The sequence below is a fragment of the Streptomyces venetus genome (assembly GCF_039540295.1).
GTDB lineage: Bacteria > Actinomycetota > Actinomycetes > Streptomycetales > Streptomycetaceae > Streptomyces > Streptomyces venetus.
The window spans coordinates 1004648-1024141 of the sequence record NZ_BAABET010000002.1; the positions used below are offsets into that span (position 1 = coordinate 1004648).

Sequence of the window (19494 nt, forward strand, 5' to 3'; positions counted from 1 at the left end):
GCGAACGGAGACGCCCTGTGCGAATGACCGACATCCAGCGCTGCGAGGTGCGACCTGGGCGACTCGTCGAATGGACGCTCAGCCCCGCGACCGTCGCGACGGCGAAGGCGCTGCCCGAGGACTCCAGACCTCCGGCGTACATCCAGGAGTCGCACATCCGCACGGCACGGTCCGTGCGCGAGGACGGCCTGTTCGTGCCGACCTGGCTGGGCGCGGCGTTCGACATCCCGGGGCGGGCGGATCTGGACGCGCTGGGTGAGGCGCTGCGCGGCTGGACGCTGCGGCACGAGACACTGCGCAGCGGCTTCCGCTGGGCGGGCGGGCCCGGCGACTCGATCCGCCGCTTCACACTCGACGCCGCCGCGGTCTCCCTGCACCGCGAGGAGGTCGGCGACTTCACCGACGCCGTGGCCCTGGCCCAGCACCTCCAGGACCGCTTCGACACCACGGCGGACGCCCTGCGCTGGCCCAACCTCATCTACACGGCGGTCGTCCGGGACGACTGCACCAGCGTGTACATGGCCTTCGACCACAGCAACGTCGACGCCTACTCCATCCACCGCATCCCCGCCGAGATCCACGAGCTGTACCGGGCCGGGCTCGCGGGCGGCGCGGTGGGGCCGGAGCCGGTGAGCAGTTACGTCGACTTCTGCGAGGCCGAGCGGGCGGACGCCGACCGCATCGACGCGGACCACGACATCGTCGCCCGCTGGCGGGAGTTCATCCAGCGCTGCGACGGACGGCTGCCGAGCTTCCCCGTCGACCTGGGCCTGGATCCCGAGGGCGGGCTGCCCACGCAGAAGTTCATGCGCGAGATGATGGCGGACGCGGACGCCGCCGCCGCGTTCGAGGCGTACTGCCGCCCGTACGGCGGGAGCCTGGTCGGTGTCCTCGCGGCCACCGCCCTGATCGTCCACGAGATCGGCGGCGAGCCCGTCTACCGCACGGTCGTGCCGTTCCACACCCGCGTGAAGTCCCAGTGGTCGCAGTCGGTCGGCTGGTACGTGGGCGGCGCCCCGATCGAGGTCCCCATGTCGGAGGCCTACGACTTCCCGAGCGCGCTGCGCACCGTGCGCGCCGCCCTCCAGGCCAACCGCCGGCTGGCCCGCATCCCGCTCGCCCGCGTGCTGCACCTCCTCGGGGCCGACTTCCGCCCCACCTCCCCCGACCTGTACTCGATCGTCTCGTTCGTCGACACCCGCGGTATCCCCGGCTCCGACGCGTGGACGGACCAGAAGGCGTACGGGCTGCTCCGGGTGTCCTACGGCGACCAGGTCTGCGCCTGGATCACCCGCCTCCACGAGGGCCTGTGGTTCGCGAGCCGCTACCCGGACACGGACATCGCGCAGAAGAACCTGCGGCTGTACGTCGAGCGGCTGCGGGACATCGTGACGGGCACGGTCGGGCGGGTCTAGCGGGCCCGGCCGGGAGACAGCGAAGGCCGGTTCCGGTGACTCGGGTCACCGGAACCGGCCTTCGGCGTACGGGGCTTACACGCCCGCGTACGAGTGCTTGCCGGAGACGAAGATGTTCACGCCGTAGTAGTTGAACAGCCAGCAGCCGAAGGCGATCAGGGCCAGGTAGGCGGCCTTGCGGCCCTTCCAGCCGGCGGTGGCGCGGGCGTGCAGGTAGCCGGCGTAGGCGACCCAGGTGATGAAGGCCCAGGTCTCCTTGGGGTCCCAGCCCCAGTAGCGGCCCCAGGCGTCACCGGCCCAGATGGCGCCCGCGATGATCGTGAACGTCCACAGCGGGAACACGGCGGCGTTGACGCGGTAGGCGAACTTGTCGAGGGAGGCGGCGGAGGGCAGCCGCTCCAGGACCGAGGTCGCGAAGGTGCCGGGGGTGCCGCCGCCCGCGAGCTTGGTCTCGTGGGAGTCCTTGAAGAGGTACAGGATCGTGGAGACCGCGCCGACGTAGAAGACCGCGCCGCACAGGATCGCCGTCGAGACGTGGATGTACAGCCAGTACGAGTGCAGGGCGGGGACCAGCTGGTCGCTGGCGGTGTAGAGGACCGTGACCGCGAGCCCCAGGTCCAGCAGGACCGTGGTGATGAGGAACAGGCCGAGCCAGCGGACGTTCTTCCGGAGCGCCAGCAGCGCGAGGTACACGCCGACGGCGACCGTGGAGAACGTGATGTTGAACTCGTACATGTTGCCCCACGGCGCCCGCTCCACCGAGGCCGCGCGGGTGACCACGCCGCCCAGCTCGATCAGGAAGCCGAGCACGGTGAGTGAGACGGCGATCCGGCCGTACAGGTCGCCCTGCTCGTCGCCGCCGTGCGCCCCGGGCCCGTCCGGCACGTCCCGCCGGCCGGACGCGGCCCGCACGGTGACCTTCGGCCGCTCCAGGACGGCGGTGCCACCGGCCTGGTTGACGGTGACGGCGGGCCCCTTCTTCGCCTGAGCCGGCTCGGCGGTGAGCGCGGCGGCGGTCTTGGCGACCTTGCTGCGGCTGCCGAAGAGCCATTCGGCGATGTACGCGAAGAAGGCCAGGGTGTAGACGGCCATCGCCGAGTAGATCAGCACATTGCTGATGTTCGCGAGGTTTTCGTTGGTGGCGGCGGCGAGAGTCACTGCTTCTCAGCCCCTTCGGCAGGTACAGAGGTGTCGGTACCCGGCTCCTGATCGGGGTCGGGGGAATCTGCGGGGTCGGCGGGCTCGGGCGCGGCGGGTGTCTCGTCGTAGAGGATCCCGGCGAGGTCCCCCAGTTCCTCGGGGACCTTGGCGGACTCGCTGCGGCCGAGGCCGGCCATCTCGACGACGGTGACGCCGTCGGCGCCCTTGACCGCGCGCACCCAGACGCGACGGCGCTGGATGAACAGCGAGGCGGCGAGGCCGCCGATGGCGGCGATGGACCCGCCGAGGGCCCAGCCGCTGCCGGGCGCCTGGACGACCTGGAAGCCGGCCCACTCCTTGACGTCCTTGCCGAAGGTGACCGAACCGGCGCCGTTCGGGAGCTTCATGGTCTCGCCGGGCCGCAGCAGCTTCTTGAACAGCTTGCCCTGGGAGTCCTTGAACTCCTTCATGTTGGTCTTGTCCATCTGGTACACGCTCTGCGGGATGCCGGAGTCGGCCCCCAGGTCGCCGTGGTAGGCGGACAGCGCGAGCACCGGAGAGTCCAGCGCGGGGAACTGCGACAGCATCGTGCCGCTGGCGGCGCCGCCGAAGGTGGGCACGAAGAACGCGTTGAAGCCGAGCTGTTCCTTCTTGCCCTGCGGGTTGCGGTAGCCGTCGAGGACCTTGACGGCGCCGGAGGAGGTGACGTTGGCGTCGAGCGGCAGCAGCGGGACGGCGCTGTCGTAGATGACCTTGCCCTTGCCGTCGCGGACCGTGATGACGGGGGCGTAGCCGTGGCTGACCAGGTAGACCTTGGAGTCGCCGATCTCCAGCGGGTGGTTGACCCGGACGGTGGCCTTCTGGTCCTTGCCGTAGGGGCCCGTGCTGTAGTCGAGGGCGGCCTGGTAGGTGCGCGGGGTGCCCTTGTTGGGGCCGGTGCGCTCGTAGGTGCCGGTGAACTTCTTCAGGTTGAAGCTGAAGGGCACCAGGTCGTCGGCGGTGAAGAGGTTGCCGGACTTGAAGTCGTCGTACTGGGTGAGGGTGTTGGAGAAGCCGTCGCCCTCCACGACCAGCTTGTTGCCCTCGGACTTGTACAGCTGGCCCCAGGCGAAGGCGACCAGCATCACGATCAGGGCGACGTGGAAGAGGAGGTTGCCCAGTTCGCGCAGGTAACCCTTCTCGGCGGCGACGGAGCCGCCGGTGAGGTGGGCGCGGAAGCGGCGCTTCTTCAGCAGGGCCAGGGCGGCCGTGTGGACCTGCTCCGGTTCGGCCGTGGTGCGCCAGGTGGTGTGGGCGGGCAGCCGGGTCAGCCGCTTGGGCGCGCCCGGCGGCAGGCCGCGCAGCTGGCCCACGAACTGCCAGGTGCGGGGCACGATGCAGCCGATGAGCGAGACGAACAGCAGGATGTAGATCGCGGAGAACCACACCGAGCTGTAGACGTGGAACAGCCCGAGCTTGTCGTAGACGTCACCGAGGGTGGGGTTGTTCTTGCGGAAGTCGGCGACCTTCGTCTCGTCCTGGCCGGACTGCGGGATGAGGGAGCCGGGGATCGCGCCGAGGGAGAGCAGCAGGAGCAGCAGGAGAGCGACCCGCATGGAGGTCAGCTGCCGCCAGAACCAGCGGGCCCAGCCGATGACGCCCAGGGAGGGCAGGTTGGGCGTGTCTTCGGTGGGGGCGGTGGACAGCTGGGCGCCGGCGGCGCCCAGGTCCTGGTTCTCGGAGGCGCCCAGGTCCTGGTTCTCGGCGGCGGACGGGGCCGGGTCGGAGGCGGTGGTCTTGCTCATGGATCAGATCCCCACAGTGAAGCCGTCGGACCAGACCTGCATCGCCTGCACGATGCGGTCCCACGCGCCGGTCAGCAGCAGCAGACCGGTCACGATCATCATGGTGCCGCCGACCCGCATCACCCAGACGTAGTGGCGCTTGATCCAGCCGAAGGCTCCGAGGGCCTTGCGGAAGGCGACCGCGGCGAGCACGAACGGCACGCCCAGCCCCAGACAGTACGCGAAGGTGAGTATCGCCCCGCGTCCGGCGGTTCCCTGTTCCAGGGCGAGTGTCTGCACGGCGGACAGGGTCGGGCCGATGCAGGGCGTCCAGCCGATGCCGAAGAGGGCGCCGAGCACGGGGGCGCCCGCGAGTCCGGCCGCCGGCTTCTTGTGGAAACGGAACTCGCGCTGGGTGAGCCAGGGCATGAGGCCCATGAAGAAGACGCCCATGAGGATCATGAAGACGCCCAGCACCTTCGTCAGGACGCCGCGCTCCTCCTGGAGCGTCTGGCCGAAGTAGCCGAAGAAGGCACCGCCGGAGACGAAGACCGCCGTGAAGCCGAGCACGAACAGCGAGGCACCGGCGACCATCCGCCCCCGCCTGGCCTCGGCCAGGTCGGTGCCGCTGACGCCGGTGACGTACGACAGGTAGCCCGGCACGAGCGGCAGCACACAGGGCGAGAAGAAGGAGACGAGGCCGCCGAGCAGGGCGAGGGGCAGGGCTGCCAGCAGCGCGCCGTTGAGTACCGTGCCGTTGGGGTCCGCGACCGCGGCGAGGGTGGTGACGTCCGTCACGTCACTTCTCCGCGACGACCGGCTTGACCATCTTCACCAGGCGTTCCTCGCTGAGCGCGGACAGCGAGCGGGCCGCGACCTTCCCGTCCCGGTCGAGGACGAGGGTGGAGGGGATCGCCTGCGGGTTGAGGGTGCCCTTCTTGAAGCGCAGCAGCAGCTTGCCGGTCGGGTCGTAGAGGCTGGGGTAGGTGATGCCCCAGTCCTTCTCGAAGGCGAGCGCGGCGCCGGTGGAGGTGTCCCGGGTGTTGATGCCGACGAACTGCACGCCCTTGCCGGCGTACTCCTTGGAGACCTTCGCGAAGTACTTGGCCTCGGCACGGCAGGGGTTGCACCAGGAGCCCCACACGTTGAGGACGACGACCTTGCCCTTGAAGTCGGCGACGTCGAGCGTCTTGCCGGCGATGGTCTTGCCGGACAGGTCGGGGGCGGGGGTGCGCTCCCCCTTGGCGACCGTGGCGGTGCCGTCGGAGCCGGTGACGAAGTTGGTGTTGCCGCCCCCGCCGGAGGTGCCGCCGGAGCCGCACGCGGAGACGAGCAGCGCGGTCGCGGCGAGACCGGCGGTCAGCGCGGCACTACGGCGGACGCGGCGGGTGCGGTTCGAGCGCAGGGGGGCGCGGCTGGCGGCACTCATGTGAAAAGTTTCGCATGCCCGTTCTGAGGCTCTCGCCCACCCCCCTTGCGGGCGGAAAACCGCATTTCAGGCGGCGTTCCGCGAGGGCGTCCCGGCCCCCTGCGGGGTCTTCTCGACGAACCCCTTCCAGCCGCCCGCGGGTTGCTGCCCGACCTCGAGGGTGCGGAGCTTTTCGAGCACCTCGGGCCGCTGCACGTCCAGCCAGTCGGTGAACTGCCGGAAGGAGACGAGACGCACATCCCCGCCCTGCTCCTTCTCGCGCGCGATGTGCTTGAACGCCTCCTCCACGGCGTCCATGTAGATGCCGCCGTTCCACTGTTCGAAGTGGTTGCCTATGAAGAGAGGTGCCCGGTTTGTCTCGTATGCCCGCTTGAATCCCTGAATGTACGCCTGGGCCGACTGCTCCCGCCAGCCCGGGTAGTTGTGCGCCGGGGCCTTCGTGCTGTTCAGGGACTGGTTGGCCAGCATGTTGTAGTCCATCGAGAGGACCTCGAAGCCACGGCCGGGGAAGGGTATCTGCTGGAGCGGGAGGTCCCAGATGCCCTGCCGCTTCACGGGCCACACCTGGCGGCCGCCGGGCGAGGAGGCGTCGTAGCGCCAGCCGAGCTCGCGGGCGGTGGGCAGCAGGTTGTCCTGGCCGAGCAGACAGGGCGTACGGCCGCCGACGAGCTCCTTGTCGTAGTCGAAGGGCAGCGACGGCAGGTCGGTCCAGCCGGAGTTGGTGCGCCACTCCTTGACGAAGGACTTCGCCTGGTCGATCTCGCTGCGCCACTGCGCCGGCGTCCAGTTCTTGACCGAGCCGTGGGTCTCGCCGCAGAAGTGCCCGTTGAAGTGGGTGCCTATCTCGTGGCCCTCCAGCCAGGCCCGGCGGACGTTCTTCAGGGTCGCCTTGACGTGGTCGTCGGTGAGGTAGCCGATGTCGGAGGCGCCGCGCGGGTTGTTCGGCGGGTCGTAGAGGCGCTTCTTCGACTCGGGCAGCAGGTACAGCCCGGACAGGAAGAAGGTCATGCTCGCGCCGTGCTCCTTGGCCAGGTCCAGGAAGCGCGGGAAGAGACCGTTGCCGACCTCGCCGGCGCCGTCCCAGGAGAACACGACGAACTGCGGCGGGGCCTGACCCGGCTCCAGCGGCTCGGGCTTCGCGGGCTGGTGGGGCTGCTTGCCGGTGTAGGCGGTGGAGCCGTCGCCGATGGGCCGGGCGGCGGGCTTGGGCTTGGGCTCGGAGCCGCCCTGCGGGGAGTCCGCGGAACCATCGGCGTGACTGGAGTCATCCGACCCGGTGAGGCCGCCGCAGCCGGCGAGCGAGACGGCGGCCGCGGCTCCCGCGCCGAGTCCGAGCATTCCCCTGCGGGAGTAAGGGCGCATGGCATCCCCGTTCGTCACGTTCTCTGGTGGTCACCCAGTCAGAGGACGTGACGAACGGGGAGGTTCCTTCGAAACTTGCAGATTCCGTAACGAAGGGATCAGAAGCGAACAGAAAGGGCTTACGCGGCGTGTGTGCTGCTTACGCGCCTCGTGTACGGCTTAGGCGCCTTGTGGGCGGCTTAGGCGCCTCGCGGGCGGCTCACGCGCCGAACGCCTTGGCCTGCCCCTTCACCGGCTTGGCACCGGCGAGGAGATGGGCCGGGACGAGGTCGCGAGCCGGCTCGCTGTAGCCGACGGACACGATCCGGTCGCCCCGGTACGTGAACGTCGTCAGCGACGCGAGCGTGCACTGCCGCTTGCGCGGATCGTGCCACAGCCGTCGGCGCTCGACGTACGACCGGACGATCCAGATCGGCAGCTGGTGGCTGACCACGACCGCCTCGTGCCCCCGGGCCCGGTCCTTCGCCGCGCTCAGCGCGCTCGTCATCCGGACCACCTGGTCGACGTACGGCTCGCCCCAGGACGGCCGGAACGGGTTGACCAGGTGCTTCCAGTTGCCGGGATTGCGCAGCGCCCCGTCGCCGACACCGAACGTCTTCCCCTGGAAGATGTTGTCGGCCTCGATCAGCCGCGCGTCGGTGGCGAGGTCCAGCCCGTGCGCCTTGGCGATCGGCTCCGCCGTCTCCTGGGCCCGCTCCAGCGGGGAGGCGACGACGTACGTCACGTCGCGGGCCGCCAGGTGCTCGGCGACCCGGTCCGCCATGCGCCGGCCCAGCTCGGAGAGGTGGTAGCCGGGCAGCCTCCCGTAGAGGATGCCGTCCGGGTTGGCCACCTCGCCGTGCCGCATGACGTGGACGACGGTGATGTCGTCCTCGGCGCCGGCGCTGCTGCTCTTGTTGCTCAGGTCGCTCATGCCGTGGCCTCCGCGGCCGCTCGGGCCGCCGCCGGGAGGGCGTCGGCGATCCGCTGCACGGCCCGCTCGTCGTGCGCGGTGGACACGAACCAGGACTCGAAGGAGGACGGCGGCAGGTAGACGCCGTCCGCGAGCAGGGAGTGGAAGAAGGCGGTGAAGCGGAACGACTCCTGCGCCTTGGCGTCCTCGTAGTTCCGCACGGGACGGTCGGTGAAGAACACCGAGAACATGTTGGAGGCGTTCTGCAGCGTGTGCGCGACGCCCTCCTTGGTCAGGGCATCGGTGACGAGACCCTGGATCTGCTTCGAGACGGCGTCGACCTTGTCGTACGCGGCGTCGTCCAGCAGCCGCAGCTGGGCGAGCCCGGCGGCGGTGGCGACGGGGTTCCCGGAGAGGGTGCCCGCCTGGTAGACGGGCCCGGCCGGAGCGAGGTGCGCCATCACGTCGGCGCGCCCGCCGAAGGCCGCGGCCGGGAAGCCGCCGCCCATGACCTTGCCGAAGGTCATGAGGTCGGGCACGACACCGTCGACGCCGAACCAGCCGGCGCGGCTGGTGCGGAAGCCGGTCATGACCTCGTCGGAGATGTAGAGGGCGCCGTTCTCGGCGCAGAGGTCCTTCAGCCCCTGGTTGAAGCCGTCCGCGGGCGGCACCACGCCCATGTTGCCCGGGGAGGCCTCGGTGATCACACAGGCGATCTCGCCCGGGTGGGCGGCGAAGGCGGCCCGCACGGCGTCGAGGTCGTTGTAGGGCAGGACGACGGTGTCACCGGCCTGGGCGCCGGTGACGCCCGGGGTGTCGGGCAGCGCGAAGGTCGCGACGCCGCTGCCGGCCGCGGCGAGCAGCGAGTCGACGTGCCCGTGGTAGCACCCGGCGAACTTGATCACCTTGGTGCGCTGCGTGAACCCGCGCGCGAGCCGGATCGCCGACATGGTCGCCTCGGTGCCGCTGGACACCAGCCGCACCTGCTCCAGCGGCGCGACGCGGGCGACCATCTCCTCCGCGAGCGCGACCTCGCCCTCGCCGGGCGTGCCGAAGGACGTGCCGCGGGCGACGGCGTCCTGCACGGCGGCGATGACCTCGGGGTGCGAGTGCCCGAGGATCATGGGCCCCCAGGAACACACGAGGTCGACGTACTCCCGCCCGTCGGCGTCCGTCAGATACGGCCCGCTACCGGACACCATGAACCGCGGTGTGCCGCCGACCGCGCGGAAGGCCCGCACCGGCGAGTTCACGCCACCGGGTGTGACGGCCGCCGCGCGGTCGAACAGAGCCTGCGAGGCCGGTGCTTCGTACGGATATGCCAGTTCGCTCATGACCTGCGACTTCTCCGACCTTCTCCGACGATGTCGGGCTCCGGGGGACGAGGGACCTGTTCAGGGTAGGACAGCGGAGATGACGAAAGGGACGCGCTCGGGTGGACGGGCGAGACGACTGGTCCGAGATCACATCCGCGTTTCCCGGGCGTCTGCGAGACTGGACCTGATACACACAGCTCAAACGGCCCACGGTGGTCGGAGGCTGCGAAGATCCTGCGGGCAGTTGTTTCAGCGCACGTTTCGGCGGGCGGCCGTGGGGGAGGTCACTGACACGATGATCGGGTTGCGCGGCGGGGGCGACGCGTCCTAGAAAAAGCAGTCGGGTGGAGATATGCATCGCGGTGGCGGACTGGGCGAGGGGACTGATGACCTGGGTCCTCGACGTGCCCGGCGGGGAAGGCACCGGCGCGAGGCGGAGGAAGCGCAGGAACGTCGGACACAGAGCCCGTCGAGTGAACCGGAGCGGCTCGACGGCCGTACTGAACGTCCTGAGCGTCTGGTGGACGATCTTCCGTCCGGGAGCAGGAATGGTGGTCGGGTGGGGGTGACGTACAAGTACTTCGGCGCGCCGGACGGCGCGACCGCGGCCCGCGTCCCGATCTCGATGCGCCCGGAGGAGCTCGGCGGCGACGAGCTCGGCATGAACGGCATGTTCACGAAGATAAAGCCGGAGACCATGGCGGCGATGGTCCTGACGGGCATCGAGGGCGTCCCCCTGCACAAGGTGCCGCCGCTGGAACTGGTCGTCCTGCACCCCGACTACGCGGTGGTCAAACTCCCGATGACGGTCGTCGACCCCCTCCGGGGCATCGGTGAGGAAGCCGTGGGCGCGGCGGCGTTCATCTGGTCCACGGTCCCGGACCGGGGCGGCCCGCGGGACGCGTTCAACGTGTACCAACTGCTGCACGAGTGGCAGGACTTCTCGCACCGGCTTCATGAGGCGGGGCATCAGCCTTATTGCCTGGTGTGGCCCTGACTCGTCTTCAGTTGTCTGGGCTTATCTTGGCGCGATGCAGTCATACACGATCGGCCAGGCAGCCCGGCTGCTCGGCGTGAGTCCGGACACCGCGCGGCGGTGGGCGGACGCGGGGCGGATGGCGACCCATCGCGACGAGGGCGGGAAGCGGCTCATCGACGGGAAGGACCTGGCCGCGTTCTCCGTGGAGCTCGCCAAGGGCGGGAGCGGTGAGGAGGACGTCTCCTACACCTCGGTGCGCAACGCCTTCCCCGGCATCGTCACCGCGATCAAACTCGGTGACGTGGCGGCCCAGGTGGAGATCCAGGCCGGTCCGCACCGCCTGGTGTCGCTGCTGACGCGGGAAGCCGTCGAGGAGTTGGGCCTGGAGGTCGGTATGGAGGCCACCGCCCGGGTGAAGTCGACGAACGTGCACATCGACCGCGTCTGAGTCATATCGGCGGTGGCGGCGCCGTCCGGCGTGTCGGGTAGCCGCCGTCGACGCGAATGCCGTCGATGCCGCTGATGTACCGGGCGTCGCAGCGGTCCAGGGGTGTGTCGTCGAGGGTGACCGCGAGGAGGACGGGGCACGGCCGAAGACGGGGTCCATCTCGGCCGATGACCGTACCCGCACCACCTTCCCGTACGAACGCACATGCCATGCCGAAGCGCGAAGAGCCCGGCTCGTGCGATGTGACAGGAGACTTTCGCCTGGCATCTGCGGAAGTATCATCGGCGCATGCGTCCGTCAGGACCAGAGTCCGTCAGGACCGTCAGGACCAGAGGGAGTGGACCCCCGTGATGACCCGTACCGTGCGCCGGACCCGCCGGATACTGCAGGTGACCGGCGCAGGTGCCGCCGCACTGCTGGCCCTGAGCGCCTGCTCGTCCTCCGACGACTCCTCGACGGCGTCGTCGGGCTCCTCGCCAGCGGCCTCCGGCTCGCCGAAGCTGTCCGGGGACGTGACCGTCTTCGCCGCCGCCTCGCTGAAGGAGAGCTTCACGACGCTGGGCAAGGAGTTCGAGAAGGCCCACCCCGGCACCAAGGTCACCTTCAGCTTCGGCGGCAGTGACGCGCTCGCCGCGAGCATCACCGGCGGCGCCCCGGCCGACGTGTTCGCCTCCGCCAGCCCCAAGACGATGAAGGTCGTCACGGACGCGGGGGACGCCTCCGGCACGCCCGCCACCTTCGTACGCAACCAGCTGGAGATCGCGACCCTCCCGGGCAACCCCGACAAGGTCGCCTCCCTCAAGGACCTCACCGGCCCGGACCTGAAGGTGGTGCTGTGCGACAAGACGGTGCCGTGCGGCGCCGCCGCCCAGAAGGCCCTGGACGCGAGCAAGCTGAAGCTCACCCCGGTCTCCTACGAGGAGGACGTGAAGTCCGCCCTCAACAAGGTGGTCCTGAAGGAGGCCGACGCCGCCGTCGTCTACAAGACCGATGTGAAGGCGGCGGGTGACAAGGTGGAGGGCGTGGAGTTCCCCGAGTCCGCCGACGCCATCAACGACTACCCCATCACCCTCCTCAAGAGCTCGGAGAACACCGAGACCGCCAAGGCGTTCATGGAGCTGGTGCGGTCCGCGGAGGGCCAGAAGGTGCTGAGCGAGGCCGGGTTCCTCAAGCCGTGAGGCGCTCCCTGGGCAGAGGCGTCCGCGGGGGTGCCCCGCTGCCCCTCCTGCTGCCCGCCCTGATCGGCCTGGCCTTCCTGGTCCTGCCGCTCGTCGCGCTGCTGGTCCGGGCGCCCTGGCGCAGCATGCCCGAACTGCTGACCAGCACCGAGGTGTGGCAGGCACTCCAGCTGTCCCTGGTCTGCGCGACGGCGGCGACCGCGGTGAGCCTCGTGATCGGGGTGCCGCTGGCGTGGCTGCTGGCGCGGGTCGAGTTCCCCGGGCGCGGTCTCGTACGGGCGCTCGTCACCCTCCCGCTCGTCCTGCCGCCCGTGGTGGGTGGTGTCGCCCTGCTGATGGCACTGGGCCGCAACGGCGTCGTGGGGAAGTGGCTGGACTCGTGGTTCGGGATCACGCTGCCCTTCACGACCACCGGGGTCGTCATCGCGGAAGCCTTCGTGGCGATGCCGTTCCTCGTCATCAGCGTGGAGGGCACGCTGCGCGCCGCCGACCCCCGCTACGAGGAGGCCGCCACGACGCTGGGCGCCTCCCGGTTCACCGCGTTCCGCCGGGTCACCCTGCCGCTCATCGCGCCGGGCATCGCGGCGGGCGCCGTCCTGGCCTGGGCCCGGGCGCTGGGCGAGTTCGGGGCGACCATCACCTTCGCCGGCAACTTCCCCGGCCGTACGCAGACCATGCCGCTCGCCGTCTACCTGGCCCTTCAGAACGACCCGGAGGCGGCGATCGCCCTCAGCCTGGTGCTGCTCGCCGTGTCCATCGCCGTACTCGCCGGACTGCGCGACCGCTGGATGACCGCCTCATGAGCGAACCCGAGAGGACCGCCCTCGCCGCTCCCGGCCCGACCGGTGAGGGGCTCGACGCCCGGCTCGTGGTCGAGCGCGGCTCCTTCCGTCTCGACGTCGGGCTCACAGCGGCCCCGGGCGACGTCGTCGCCCTGCTGGGTCCCAACGGCGCCGGCAAGACCACGGCCCTGCGGGCACTGGCCGGCCTCGTTCCCCTCACCGGCGGCCATCTGCGCCTGGACGGCGTGGAGATGGACCGCATGCCGCCGGAGGCCCGGCCGGTCGGGGTGGTCTTCCAGGACTACCTGCTCTTCCCTCATCTGTCCGCCCTGGACAACGTGGCCTTCGGGCCGCGCTGCCACGGGGCGACGAAGGCGGAGGCCCGCGCGCAGGCCGCCGCGTGGCTGGAGCGCCTGGGTCTCGCCGAGCACGGCTCCGCGAAGCCCCGCCGCCTGTCCGGAGGTCAGGCCCAGCGCGTCGCCCTCGCCCGCGCCCTGGCCACCCGCCCCCGTCTGCTCCTCCTCGACGAGCCGCTCGCCGCGCTCGACGCCCGCACCCGCCTCGACGTCCGGGCCCAGCTCCGCCACCATCTGGCCGAGTTCGAGGCCGTCGCCGTCCTGGTCACGCACGACCCGCTCGACGCCATGGTCCTCGCGGACCATCTGGTCGTCGTCGAGGACGGCCACATCGTCCAGCGGGGCGCCCCCGCCGACATCGCCCGCCGTCCACGCACCGACTACATCGCCCACCTGGTCGGCCTCAACCTCTACCGGGGCGAGGCCGAGGGACACGTGGTCCGGATCGACGGGGCATCGACGATCGCCACCACGGAGGACCTCACCGGTCCGGTCTTCGTCGCCTTCCCGCCGAACGCGGTCACCCTCTACCAGCAGCGCCCCAGCGGCTCCAGCGCCCGCAACCTGTGGCGCTGCGAGGTGGCCGGCATGGAGACCCACGGCGACCAGATCCGCGTCGCGCTCAACGGCGAACTCCCCCTGGCCGCCGATCTCACCACGGTCGCCGCCGCCGAACTCGGCCTGCGCCCCGGGGCCACGGTGTGGGCGACGGTCAAGGCGGCCCAGACGCACGCCTATCCCGCCTGACGCGTCGTCAAGGAGGTTCTGGCTGCGTGTGCGCGAGCGGGGATCCACACTCTCGGCTCAGCCGCGCAGGGGCTCCGTCAGCCGGGTCAGCAGGCCGGCGACCAGGGCGGTCTGGGCGGGCACGGTGTCGGGGTAGACGAACTCGCCCCGGGCGTGGGCGCCGTCACCGACCGCGCCCATGCCGCACAGGACCGGCAGGCCGAGGGCGGCCACGAAGTTGGCGTCGCTGGCGCCGCCGACGGCCGCGTCGGGCAGGTCGGCGCGGCCCTCTTCGCGGGCGACGTCGCGGGCGAGGTGGAGCAACGGGGCGGAGGCGGCGTTGAGGGTCATCGGCGGCCTGTTCCAGGCGTGGTCGACCTCGATCCGTACGCGGGGATCGCTCACCCCGATGGCCGCGAACTCGGCGTCGACGCGGTTCTGTTCGGACTCGCTCCTCACCCGGATGTCGATGGTGGCGGTGGCTCGTCCGGCGACGACGTTGGTGGCGCTGCCGCCCGTGATGAGCCCGGGGTTGACGGTGGTGCCCCGGTCGGGGGCGGCCACCGCCGCGGCGGCGAGGACGAACTCCGACAGTGCGGTGATGGCGCTCGCCCCGTCCTGCGGCGCGAGTCCGGCGTGCGCTTCGACGCCGGTGGCCGTCACCTTGAAGATGCCGGAGCCTTTGCGGGCGGTCTTGACGGCGCCGTGCGCGGTGGGTTCCAGGACCAGCGTGGCTTCGGCCCTCCGCGCCACCTCCTCGATCACCGGGCGGGAGGCCAGGGAGCCGATCTCCTCGTCGCCGTTGAAGAGGAAGGTGACGGTGGGGAGGGGGGTGCCGGTCTCGCGGGCCAGCTTCAGGGCCCAGATGCCCTGGGCCAGACCGGTTTTCATGTCGAAGACGCCGGGCGCGCTGAGCTTCTCGCGTCCGTCGCCGTCCGGCTCCGGCTGCTCCCATCCCGCGAGGGTGCCGGTCGGCCACACCGTGTCGTAGTGGCCGACGAGCGCGACATGGCCGGGGCCGGTGCCGGTGTAGGTCAGGGTGAGGGTGTCGCCGCACTCACCGCCGGGGTGGCGGTGCTCCCGGTCGGGCGGCCCGAGCCGGTGGACCGCCAGCTCGCGCAGGAGGTCCAGGCCTGCCGCGAGGCCGGCCGGGTCGTAGCTGCTGGTCTCCTGGCGGACGAGGGTGAGGATGTCGGTGACGATCTCCGAGCAGAGCTCCCGGGCGCGGGCGGTGAGGGTGGCGGGTGCGGGCGATGCGGTCATGGTCGGCTTTCTCGTGTCTGTCGTACGTCGGGGTGTGCCGGGGTGTCGTCCGGTGGCTGAGCGGGGTCAGCTGACGCCGAACGGGATGCCGAGCAGGTACCAGGCCACGAAGAAGAGGACCCAGACGATCCAGACGACGGCGGCGATCGGGATGGTGAAGGAGGCCAGCGTGCCGATGCCGGCGGACTTCTTGTGCTGCTGGACGAAGGCGAGGCACATGGCGAAGTAGGGGCTCATCGGGGTGACGCAGTTGGTGACGGAGTCGGCCACGCGGTAGACGGCCTGCGTGGTCTCGGGCTCGATGCCGATGAGCATCAGCATCGGGACGAGCACCGGGGCGGCCAGCGCCCACAGGGCGGACCCACTCGTGATGACCAGGTTCATGAAGGTGATCAGTACGGCGATGCCGACCAGCACGGCCCAGCCGCTCAGCCGCATCTCCTTCAGGGTCTCGGCGCCCTCGATGGCGATGACGTTGCCGATGTTCGTCCACTTGAAGTACGCGAGGAACTGGGAGATCGCGAAGAACAGGACGAGGATCGGGGCGAAGCTGCGGGTGCCCTCGACCAGCGCGTCGACGAGGTCGCCCGCCGCGCGGAAGGTCCCCGTCATGCGGCCGTAGACGCAGCCGAGCAGGGAGAAGAACAGGAACAGCACGACCGACATGCCGGAGATCACCGGCGACTCGACCAGGGAGCCGTGTTCGCCGCGCAGCGGGGAGTTCGCCGGGGTCATGGCCACCGCCAGGGCCGCGATGAAGCCGAGCGCCGTCAGGCCGGTCGTCCGCAGGGCGCGGCGCTGCTCCGGGGTGAGCGCGATCGCCTCCGCTTCCTCGGTGCTCAGTGCCTTGACCGGCTCGTCGGGGGCCAGGTCCGAGCGCTTGGAGATGACCTTCTCGACGACGACCGTGATGACCAGGGCGACGAGGACGGACGAGGCGAGGCCGAAGAAGTAGTTCGCCACCGGGGTGACGACGTAGCCGGGGTCGATGGTGTGGGCGGCGGCCGTCGAGATCGACGACAGCAGGACGTCGGTCGTGGTGAGGGACGGGGAGGCGTCGTAGCCGGCGGAGATGGAGACGTAGGCGACGACGCAGCCGAGGACGGGGCTGCGCCCGGCCGCGCGGAAGATCAGCGCCCCGAGCGGTATGAGGGTGACGTAGGCGGCGTCACCGGCGACGTGGGCGACCATCGCCGTCATCGACAGCGCGAAGGTGAGGTACTTGCCCGGCACCCGCGCGACCATGCGGCGCAGCAGGGCCGTGAACAGGCCGCTCGCCTGGGCCACGGAGATGCCGAAGCCGACGATGAGGATGGTGGCCAGCGGCGGGAAGGTCGCGAAGTTCTCGACGGCCCCCTCGACCATCGTCGTGAGCCCCGCCTTGCTGAGCAGGCTCTGCACCTCGATGGTGTCGTGCGTTCCGGGGTGCACGGTGCTGACACCGGCCGCCGCCAGGATCGCGCTGAGGACGATCACGACCCCGGCGAGGATCCAGAACAGCCAGAACGGGTTGGGCAGTTTGTTGCCGACCCTCTCGATCGCCGCGAAGGCACGGAACGCGGCGCGCAGGACTCTCGAAGGGGGCTCGGTCGGCTGGGGCTCGGTGGCGGTGGCACTCATGGGTACCTCTTCGTGCTTCGGGGGGAGGGGTTGGATGGCGTGTGGGGAACAGCCGGGAACGCGTGGGGGATGTTTCCGCAAACCATGGCACCAGAGTGAGAGATTCTCTAGTCTCTGCGTGTAACAGTGGGATTAATCGACATGCAGCCGCCGTCTAAGGTGGGACACCATGACCCGCCCTCTCCTCGACGAGCTCGACCGGCGCCTGATCGGGGCGCTGCACCTGGCCCCCCGGGCCACTTGGGACGACATCGGCGGAGTCCTGTCCGCCGACGCCGGCACGCTGAAGCGACGCTTCGACCGGCTGCACGACTCCCGAATGGTCCGCGTGATCGGGCAGGCCGACTGGGGCGTGCACTCCACCGCGATGCCGGTCCACGTGTTCCTGGACATTACTGGCGAAACCCCGCTGGCTGTCCTGCACCGGCTCCGTGACCTGCCCCACCTCCAGCTCCTGGCGCAGATCTCCGGCGACTATCCGCTGTACGCCGTGGTCCACGCCCCCTCGGAGGCGGCCACCAGCGAGGCGATCGACCGGATGTTCTCGGTCCCCGGCGTCCGCCGCGTCAACGCCCTGCCCGCGCTCAGCACCCTGCGCCGGGGCATCACCTGGGACCCGCAGTTCCTGACCGGCACCGAGCGGGCGGGCCTGCTGGAGCTGTCCGGCGCACAGCCGGAGGGCACCGCGACCGCGACGCCCCCCGTCAAGCCCCTCAGCGAGGCCGAGCGCACGGTCGTCTCCCTGCTGATCCAGGACGGCCGCGCCAGCGCCGCGAGTATCGCCCGTGCCGCGGGTCTGGCCACCTCCACAGCGCACCGCGTCGTGCGCCGGGTGCTGGACGAGCGCTGGGTCAAACCGCGCCTGGAGATCGTGTCGGAGTGGCTCGGCTTCCAGACCCCGTTCATCCTGCGTCTGCGCGTCGCCCCGGGTGAGACGCCCGAGGTCATGCGCCGCATCGACCGGCTCCCCCAGACCCGCCTCTCCGTCCACGTCGCCAGCGACGTGTCCGTCCTGGCCACAGGCCTGGTCACCGACCGTTCCGCCCTGGCCCGCTTCATCGACGACGAGTTGGCGAGGATCCCCGGCATCATCACCGTCAGCGTCGACGTCATGCTCGCGGAACCGCGACGCTACTGGCTGGACCGGGACCGGGAGACGGGTCTGGGGGAGTTCCGCGCACCCGCGTTGCTCTAAGAGCACGGGAGCTCCGACGGCTTCGCGGAGCTCCCGCGTACGACGAAACCGCTCAGTCGTCCACGCACTTGGGGTACTTCGACCCCCGGTTGCAGTCGTGGTAGTCGTACTTGCTGACCCGGAACTTGGTCTCCTCGCCCCCCTTGGCGGGATCAACGACGAGGTAGAACTTCTTCCCGTCCTTGATCTTCTCGGCGACCTTCCCCTCAGGTCCCTTGTCGAAGTCCTGGGCACATCCGGCGAGTGCGAGGACGCTGACTGCCAAAGCGGCAGCGAGGCGACGCATGTCATGCTCCGATCATTTGGAAAAACCGGGCACAGTCTAGGGGAGCACTTCGCAGTCGCGATCAAGGATCTCAGGGCCGGTGGGTGAAGGACCTCGGCGGTGGGCAATACATCCCCGCGTCGGCAACACCCGTTCCTCACAAGCGATCTGAAAGGGCATCATGCCTGATCTCACGGACTCGATCGAATCCATGGAGCAGCTCGCCGCCGTCTGGCGCGTGATGGTCCTCGACCGCGATTCGCACGCGGACGTTCGCGATCTGCCAGGTGTCGCCGTCCGGTGGGCCGACTGCCGGTTCGCCTTCTGGAACTGTGTCACCCTGACCGAACAGGGCGCGGATGCCGGGCTGCTGAAGCAGCGGCTGGGTGAGGCCGCGGAGATCATGCGGTCCAAGGAGCGGCCCGGGTTCCTCTGGGTCTTCGAGGACCTCCTCGACGACGAGGCGCGGGCCGGGCTCGCGGACGCCGCCGACCGGGTGGGGCTCGAGTGCGCCTTTCCCGGGACCGGTATGGCGGCCGAGTTACCGGCCCTCTCCGAGCCCGCCCATCCCGATCTCACCTTCGTGCGGGTGACCACCGACGAACAGCTGCGCGCCTACGCGGACATCAACTCGCGTGCCTACGGGTTCCCGCTGGAGGACGGGCGGGACGGACTCGGCCGGTCCGCGCTGTGGAAGGAGCGGGTGCACGCGTATCTGGGCGTGCGGGACGACGGCACGCCCGTGAGCTGCGCCGCCACCGTCGAGGCCGAGGGGCGCCTCTTCGTCCTGCTCGTCGCCACCCACCCGGAGTGGGAGCGACGGGGGTACGGAGAGGCGGTGACACGCAAGGCCCTGTACGAGGGCTCCCGCGCCACCGGACTGACCCGGGCGACGCTGCACGCGACGGCCGCCGGAGCGCCCGTGTATCCGCGCATCGGCTTCCGGCCGAACTCCCCGATGCGCTTCTTCGCGCTCAGGGGCTGATCAGGCCGGCCATCGCGTCAGTCTCCCTGCGACCAGGCGGCCACCGGGAGCGAGAGATACACGCCGAAGTCGCGCAGGCCGGTCGCGGTCGCGACGGTGTCGTACAGCCGGTCGACCCGCTCCTGGCGGTCGGCCGCCCTGCTCTCGAACCACTTCGACCGCACCTCGATCACGAGGTCCAGGCCGCTGCGGTCCAGGGGGCCGAGCTGCCGGAAGCGCAGCTCCACGTCGCCGGGCCGGAGGTCGCCGTCGTAGGGCTCCTCGGGGCACTCGACCGCCAGGGACACCAAGTGCGGCAGGACAGAACCGAGTTCGCGGAGCGTCGCCTCGGGGACGTGCGGTGCGTACGTGATCTCGACCAGCGGCATCGGGCCAGCGTA

The 19494-nt window shown here is 70.4% G+C and carries 19 protein-coding genes; 8 read left to right on the forward strand and 11 right to left on the reverse strand.

What is annotated here, in order from left to right; translation table 11 throughout:
* Nucleotides 1-17 precede the first annotated feature (17 nt).
* The gene (locus ABEA82_RS09550; RefSeq protein WP_345660917.1) at nt 18-1415 is read left to right on the forward strand and encodes a condensation domain-containing protein; all 1398 of its coding nucleotides are present in this window, start codon (nt 18-20) and stop codon (nt 1413-1415) included.
* A 75-nt stretch (nt 1416-1490) separates the two neighbouring features.
* Here the strand turns inward: ABEA82_RS09550 and ccsB are convergent, their stop codons facing one another.
* From ccsB to hemL, 7 genes are all read right to left on the reverse strand, one after another.
* Nucleotides 1491-2573: a c-type cytochrome biogenesis protein CcsB gene (gene ccsB, locus ABEA82_RS09555; protein WP_345660918.1), complete on the reverse strand. Its 1083-nt coding sequence runs from the start codon at nt 2571-2573 to the stop codon at nt 1491-1493.
* Nucleotides 2570-4339: a cytochrome c biogenesis protein ResB gene (resB, locus tag ABEA82_RS09560; RefSeq protein WP_345660919.1), complete on the reverse strand. Its 1770-nt coding sequence runs from the start codon at nt 4337-4339 to the stop codon at nt 2570-2572. Before resB ends, ccsB begins: the two co-directional genes overlap by 4 nt.
* A gap of 3 nt (nt 4340-4342) precedes the next feature.
* A complete protein-coding gene (locus ABEA82_RS09565; RefSeq protein WP_345660920.1) occupies nt 4343-5116 on the reverse strand; it encodes a cytochrome c biogenesis CcdA family protein in 774 nt (257 codons plus the stop codon).
* Between the two features lies 1 nt (nt 5117).
* On the reverse strand, nt 5118-5747 hold the full coding sequence (locus ABEA82_RS09570; protein WP_345660921.1) for a TlpA family protein disulfide reductase: 630 nt from the start codon (nt 5745-5747) through the stop codon (nt 5118-5120).
* A gap of 66 nt (nt 5748-5813) precedes the next feature.
* A complete protein-coding gene (locus tag ABEA82_RS09575; RefSeq protein ID WP_345660922.1) occupies nt 5814-7109 on the reverse strand; it encodes a polysaccharide deacetylase family protein in 1296 nt (431 codons plus the stop codon).
* Nucleotides 7110-7308: 199 nt separating this feature from the next.
* The gene (locus ABEA82_RS09580) at nt 7309-8022 is read right to left on the reverse strand and encodes a histidine phosphatase family protein (protein WP_345660923.1); all 714 of its coding nucleotides are present in this window, start codon (nt 8020-8022) and stop codon (nt 7309-7311) included.
* On the reverse strand, nt 8019-9335 hold the full coding sequence (gene hemL / locus ABEA82_RS09585; protein ID WP_345660924.1) for a glutamate-1-semialdehyde 2,1-aminomutase: 1317 nt from the start codon (nt 9333-9335) through the stop codon (nt 8019-8021). Before hemL ends, ABEA82_RS09580 begins: the two co-directional genes overlap by 4 nt.
* 541 nt (nt 9336-9876) lie before the next feature.
* Here hemL and ABEA82_RS09590 point away from each other — a divergent pair.
* The 5 genes from ABEA82_RS09590 (at nt 9877) to ABEA82_RS09610 (ending at nt 13807) form a co-directional block, all read left to right on the forward strand.
* Nucleotides 9877-10314 (forward strand): hypothetical protein, encoded by a 438-nt coding sequence (locus tag ABEA82_RS09590; protein ID WP_003974483.1) that lies wholly within the window; start codon nt 9877-9879, stop codon nt 10312-10314.
* A 34-nt stretch (nt 10315-10348) separates the two neighbouring features.
* The gene (locus tag ABEA82_RS09595; RefSeq protein ID WP_345660925.1) at nt 10349-10744 is read left to right on the forward strand and encodes a TOBE domain-containing protein; all 396 of its coding nucleotides are present in this window, start codon (nt 10349-10351) and stop codon (nt 10742-10744) included.
* A gap of 350 nt (nt 10745-11094) precedes the next feature.
* Nucleotides 11095-11922, forward strand: a complete 828-nt coding sequence (gene modA, locus ABEA82_RS09600) for a molybdate ABC transporter substrate-binding protein (protein ID WP_345661015.1) — start codon at nt 11095-11097, stop codon at nt 11920-11922.
* Nucleotides 11919-12725 carry a molybdate ABC transporter permease subunit gene (modB, locus tag ABEA82_RS09605; protein ID WP_345660926.1) on the forward strand — a complete coding sequence of 269 codons (807 nt, stop codon included), beginning with the start codon at nt 11919-11921 and terminating at the stop codon, nt 12723-12725. Before modA ends, modB begins: the two co-directional genes overlap by 4 nt.
* The gene (locus tag ABEA82_RS09610; protein ID WP_345660927.1) at nt 12722-13807 is read left to right on the forward strand and encodes an ABC transporter ATP-binding protein; all 1086 of its coding nucleotides are present in this window, start codon (nt 12722-12724) and stop codon (nt 13805-13807) included. The genes modB and ABEA82_RS09610 overlap by 4 nt, the downstream gene beginning before the upstream one ends.
* 57 nt (nt 13808-13864) lie before the next feature.
* Here ABEA82_RS09610 and ABEA82_RS09615 read toward each other — a convergent pair whose 3' ends face one another.
* Nucleotides 13865-15049, reverse strand: a complete 1185-nt coding sequence (locus tag ABEA82_RS09615) for a M20 family metallopeptidase (protein ID WP_345660928.1) — start codon at nt 15047-15049, stop codon at nt 13865-13867.
* 66 nt (nt 15050-15115) lie between these two features.
* Nucleotides 15116-16669 carry an AbgT family transporter gene (locus ABEA82_RS09620; RefSeq protein ID WP_345660929.1) on the reverse strand — a complete coding sequence of 518 codons (1554 nt, stop codon included), beginning with the start codon at nt 16667-16669 and terminating at the stop codon, nt 15116-15118.
* A gap of 169 nt (nt 16670-16838) precedes the next feature.
* Between ABEA82_RS09620 and ABEA82_RS09625 the strand changes: the two genes are divergently transcribed.
* The gene (locus ABEA82_RS09625; RefSeq protein WP_345660930.1) at nt 16839-17864 is read left to right on the forward strand and encodes an AsnC family transcriptional regulator; all 1026 of its coding nucleotides are present in this window, start codon (nt 16839-16841) and stop codon (nt 17862-17864) included.
* Nucleotides 17865-17916: 52 nt separating this feature from the next.
* Here ABEA82_RS09625 and ABEA82_RS09630 read toward each other — a convergent pair whose 3' ends face one another.
* Nucleotides 17917-18150 (reverse strand): hypothetical protein, encoded by a 234-nt coding sequence (locus ABEA82_RS09630; RefSeq protein ID WP_345660931.1) that lies wholly within the window; start codon nt 18148-18150, stop codon nt 17917-17919.
* Between the two features lie 160 nt (nt 18151-18310).
* Between ABEA82_RS09630 and ABEA82_RS09635 the strand changes: the two genes are divergently transcribed.
* Entirely contained in the window at nt 18311-19114 is an 804-nt protein-coding gene (locus tag ABEA82_RS09635; RefSeq protein ID WP_345660932.1) for a GNAT family N-acetyltransferase, read from the forward strand.
* A 17-nt stretch (nt 19115-19131) separates the two neighbouring features.
* Here the strand turns inward: ABEA82_RS09635 and ABEA82_RS09640 are convergent, their stop codons facing one another.
* Entirely contained in the window at nt 19132-19482 is a 351-nt protein-coding gene (locus ABEA82_RS09640) for a hypothetical protein (protein ID WP_345660933.1), read from the reverse strand.
* Nucleotides 19483-19494: the final 12 nt, after the last annotated feature.

Bases quoted from the DNA above. Each gene is read 5' to 3' on its own strand.
- resB (WP_345660919.1), bottom strand. From the start codon at position 4,339: ATGAGCAAGACCACCGCCTCCGACCCGGCCCCGTCCGCCGCCGAGAAC.
- ABEA82_RS09570 (WP_345660921.1), bottom strand. From the start codon at position 5,747: ATGAGTGCCGCCAGCCGCGCCCCCCTGCGCTCGAACCGCACCCGCCGC.
- ABEA82_RS09575 (WP_345660922.1), bottom strand. From the start codon at position 7,109: ATGCGCCCTTACTCCCGCAGGGGAATGCTCGGACTCGGCGCGGGAGCC.
- ABEA82_RS09580 (WP_345660923.1), bottom strand. From the start codon at position 8,022: ATGAGCGACCTGAGCAACAAGAGCAGCAGCGCCGGCGCCGAGGACGAC.
- hemL (WP_345660924.1), bottom strand. From the start codon at position 9,335: ATGAGCGAACTGGCATATCCGTACGAAGCACCGGCCTCGCAGGCTCTG.
- ABEA82_RS09595 (WP_345660925.1), top strand. From the start codon at position 10,349: ATGCAGTCATACACGATCGGCCAGGCAGCCCGGCTGCTCGGCGTGAGT.
- modA (WP_345661015.1), top strand. From the start codon at position 11,095: ATGACCCGTACCGTGCGCCGGACCCGCCGGATACTGCAGGTGACCGGC.
- ABEA82_RS09610 (WP_345660927.1), top strand. From the start codon at position 12,722: ATGAGCGAACCCGAGAGGACCGCCCTCGCCGCTCCCGGCCCGACCGGT.
- ABEA82_RS09615 (WP_345660928.1), bottom strand. From the start codon at position 15,049: ATGACCGCATCGCCCGCACCCGCCACCCTCACCGCCCGCGCCCGGGAG.
- ABEA82_RS09620 (WP_345660929.1), bottom strand. From the start codon at position 16,669: ATGAGTGCCACCGCCACCGAGCCCCAGCCGACCGAGCCCCCTTCGAGA.
- ABEA82_RS09625 (WP_345660930.1), top strand. From the start codon at position 16,839: ATGACCCGCCCTCTCCTCGACGAGCTCGACCGGCGCCTGATCGGGGCG.
- ABEA82_RS09630 (WP_345660931.1), bottom strand. From the start codon at position 18,150: ATGCGTCGCCTCGCTGCCGCTTTGGCAGTCAGCGTCCTCGCACTCGCC.
- ABEA82_RS09635 (WP_345660932.1), top strand. From the start codon at position 18,311: ATGCCTGATCTCACGGACTCGATCGAATCCATGGAGCAGCTCGCCGCC.
- ABEA82_RS09640 (WP_345660933.1), bottom strand. From the start codon at position 19,482: ATGCCGCTGGTCGAGATCACGTACGCACCGCACGTCCCCGAGGCGACG.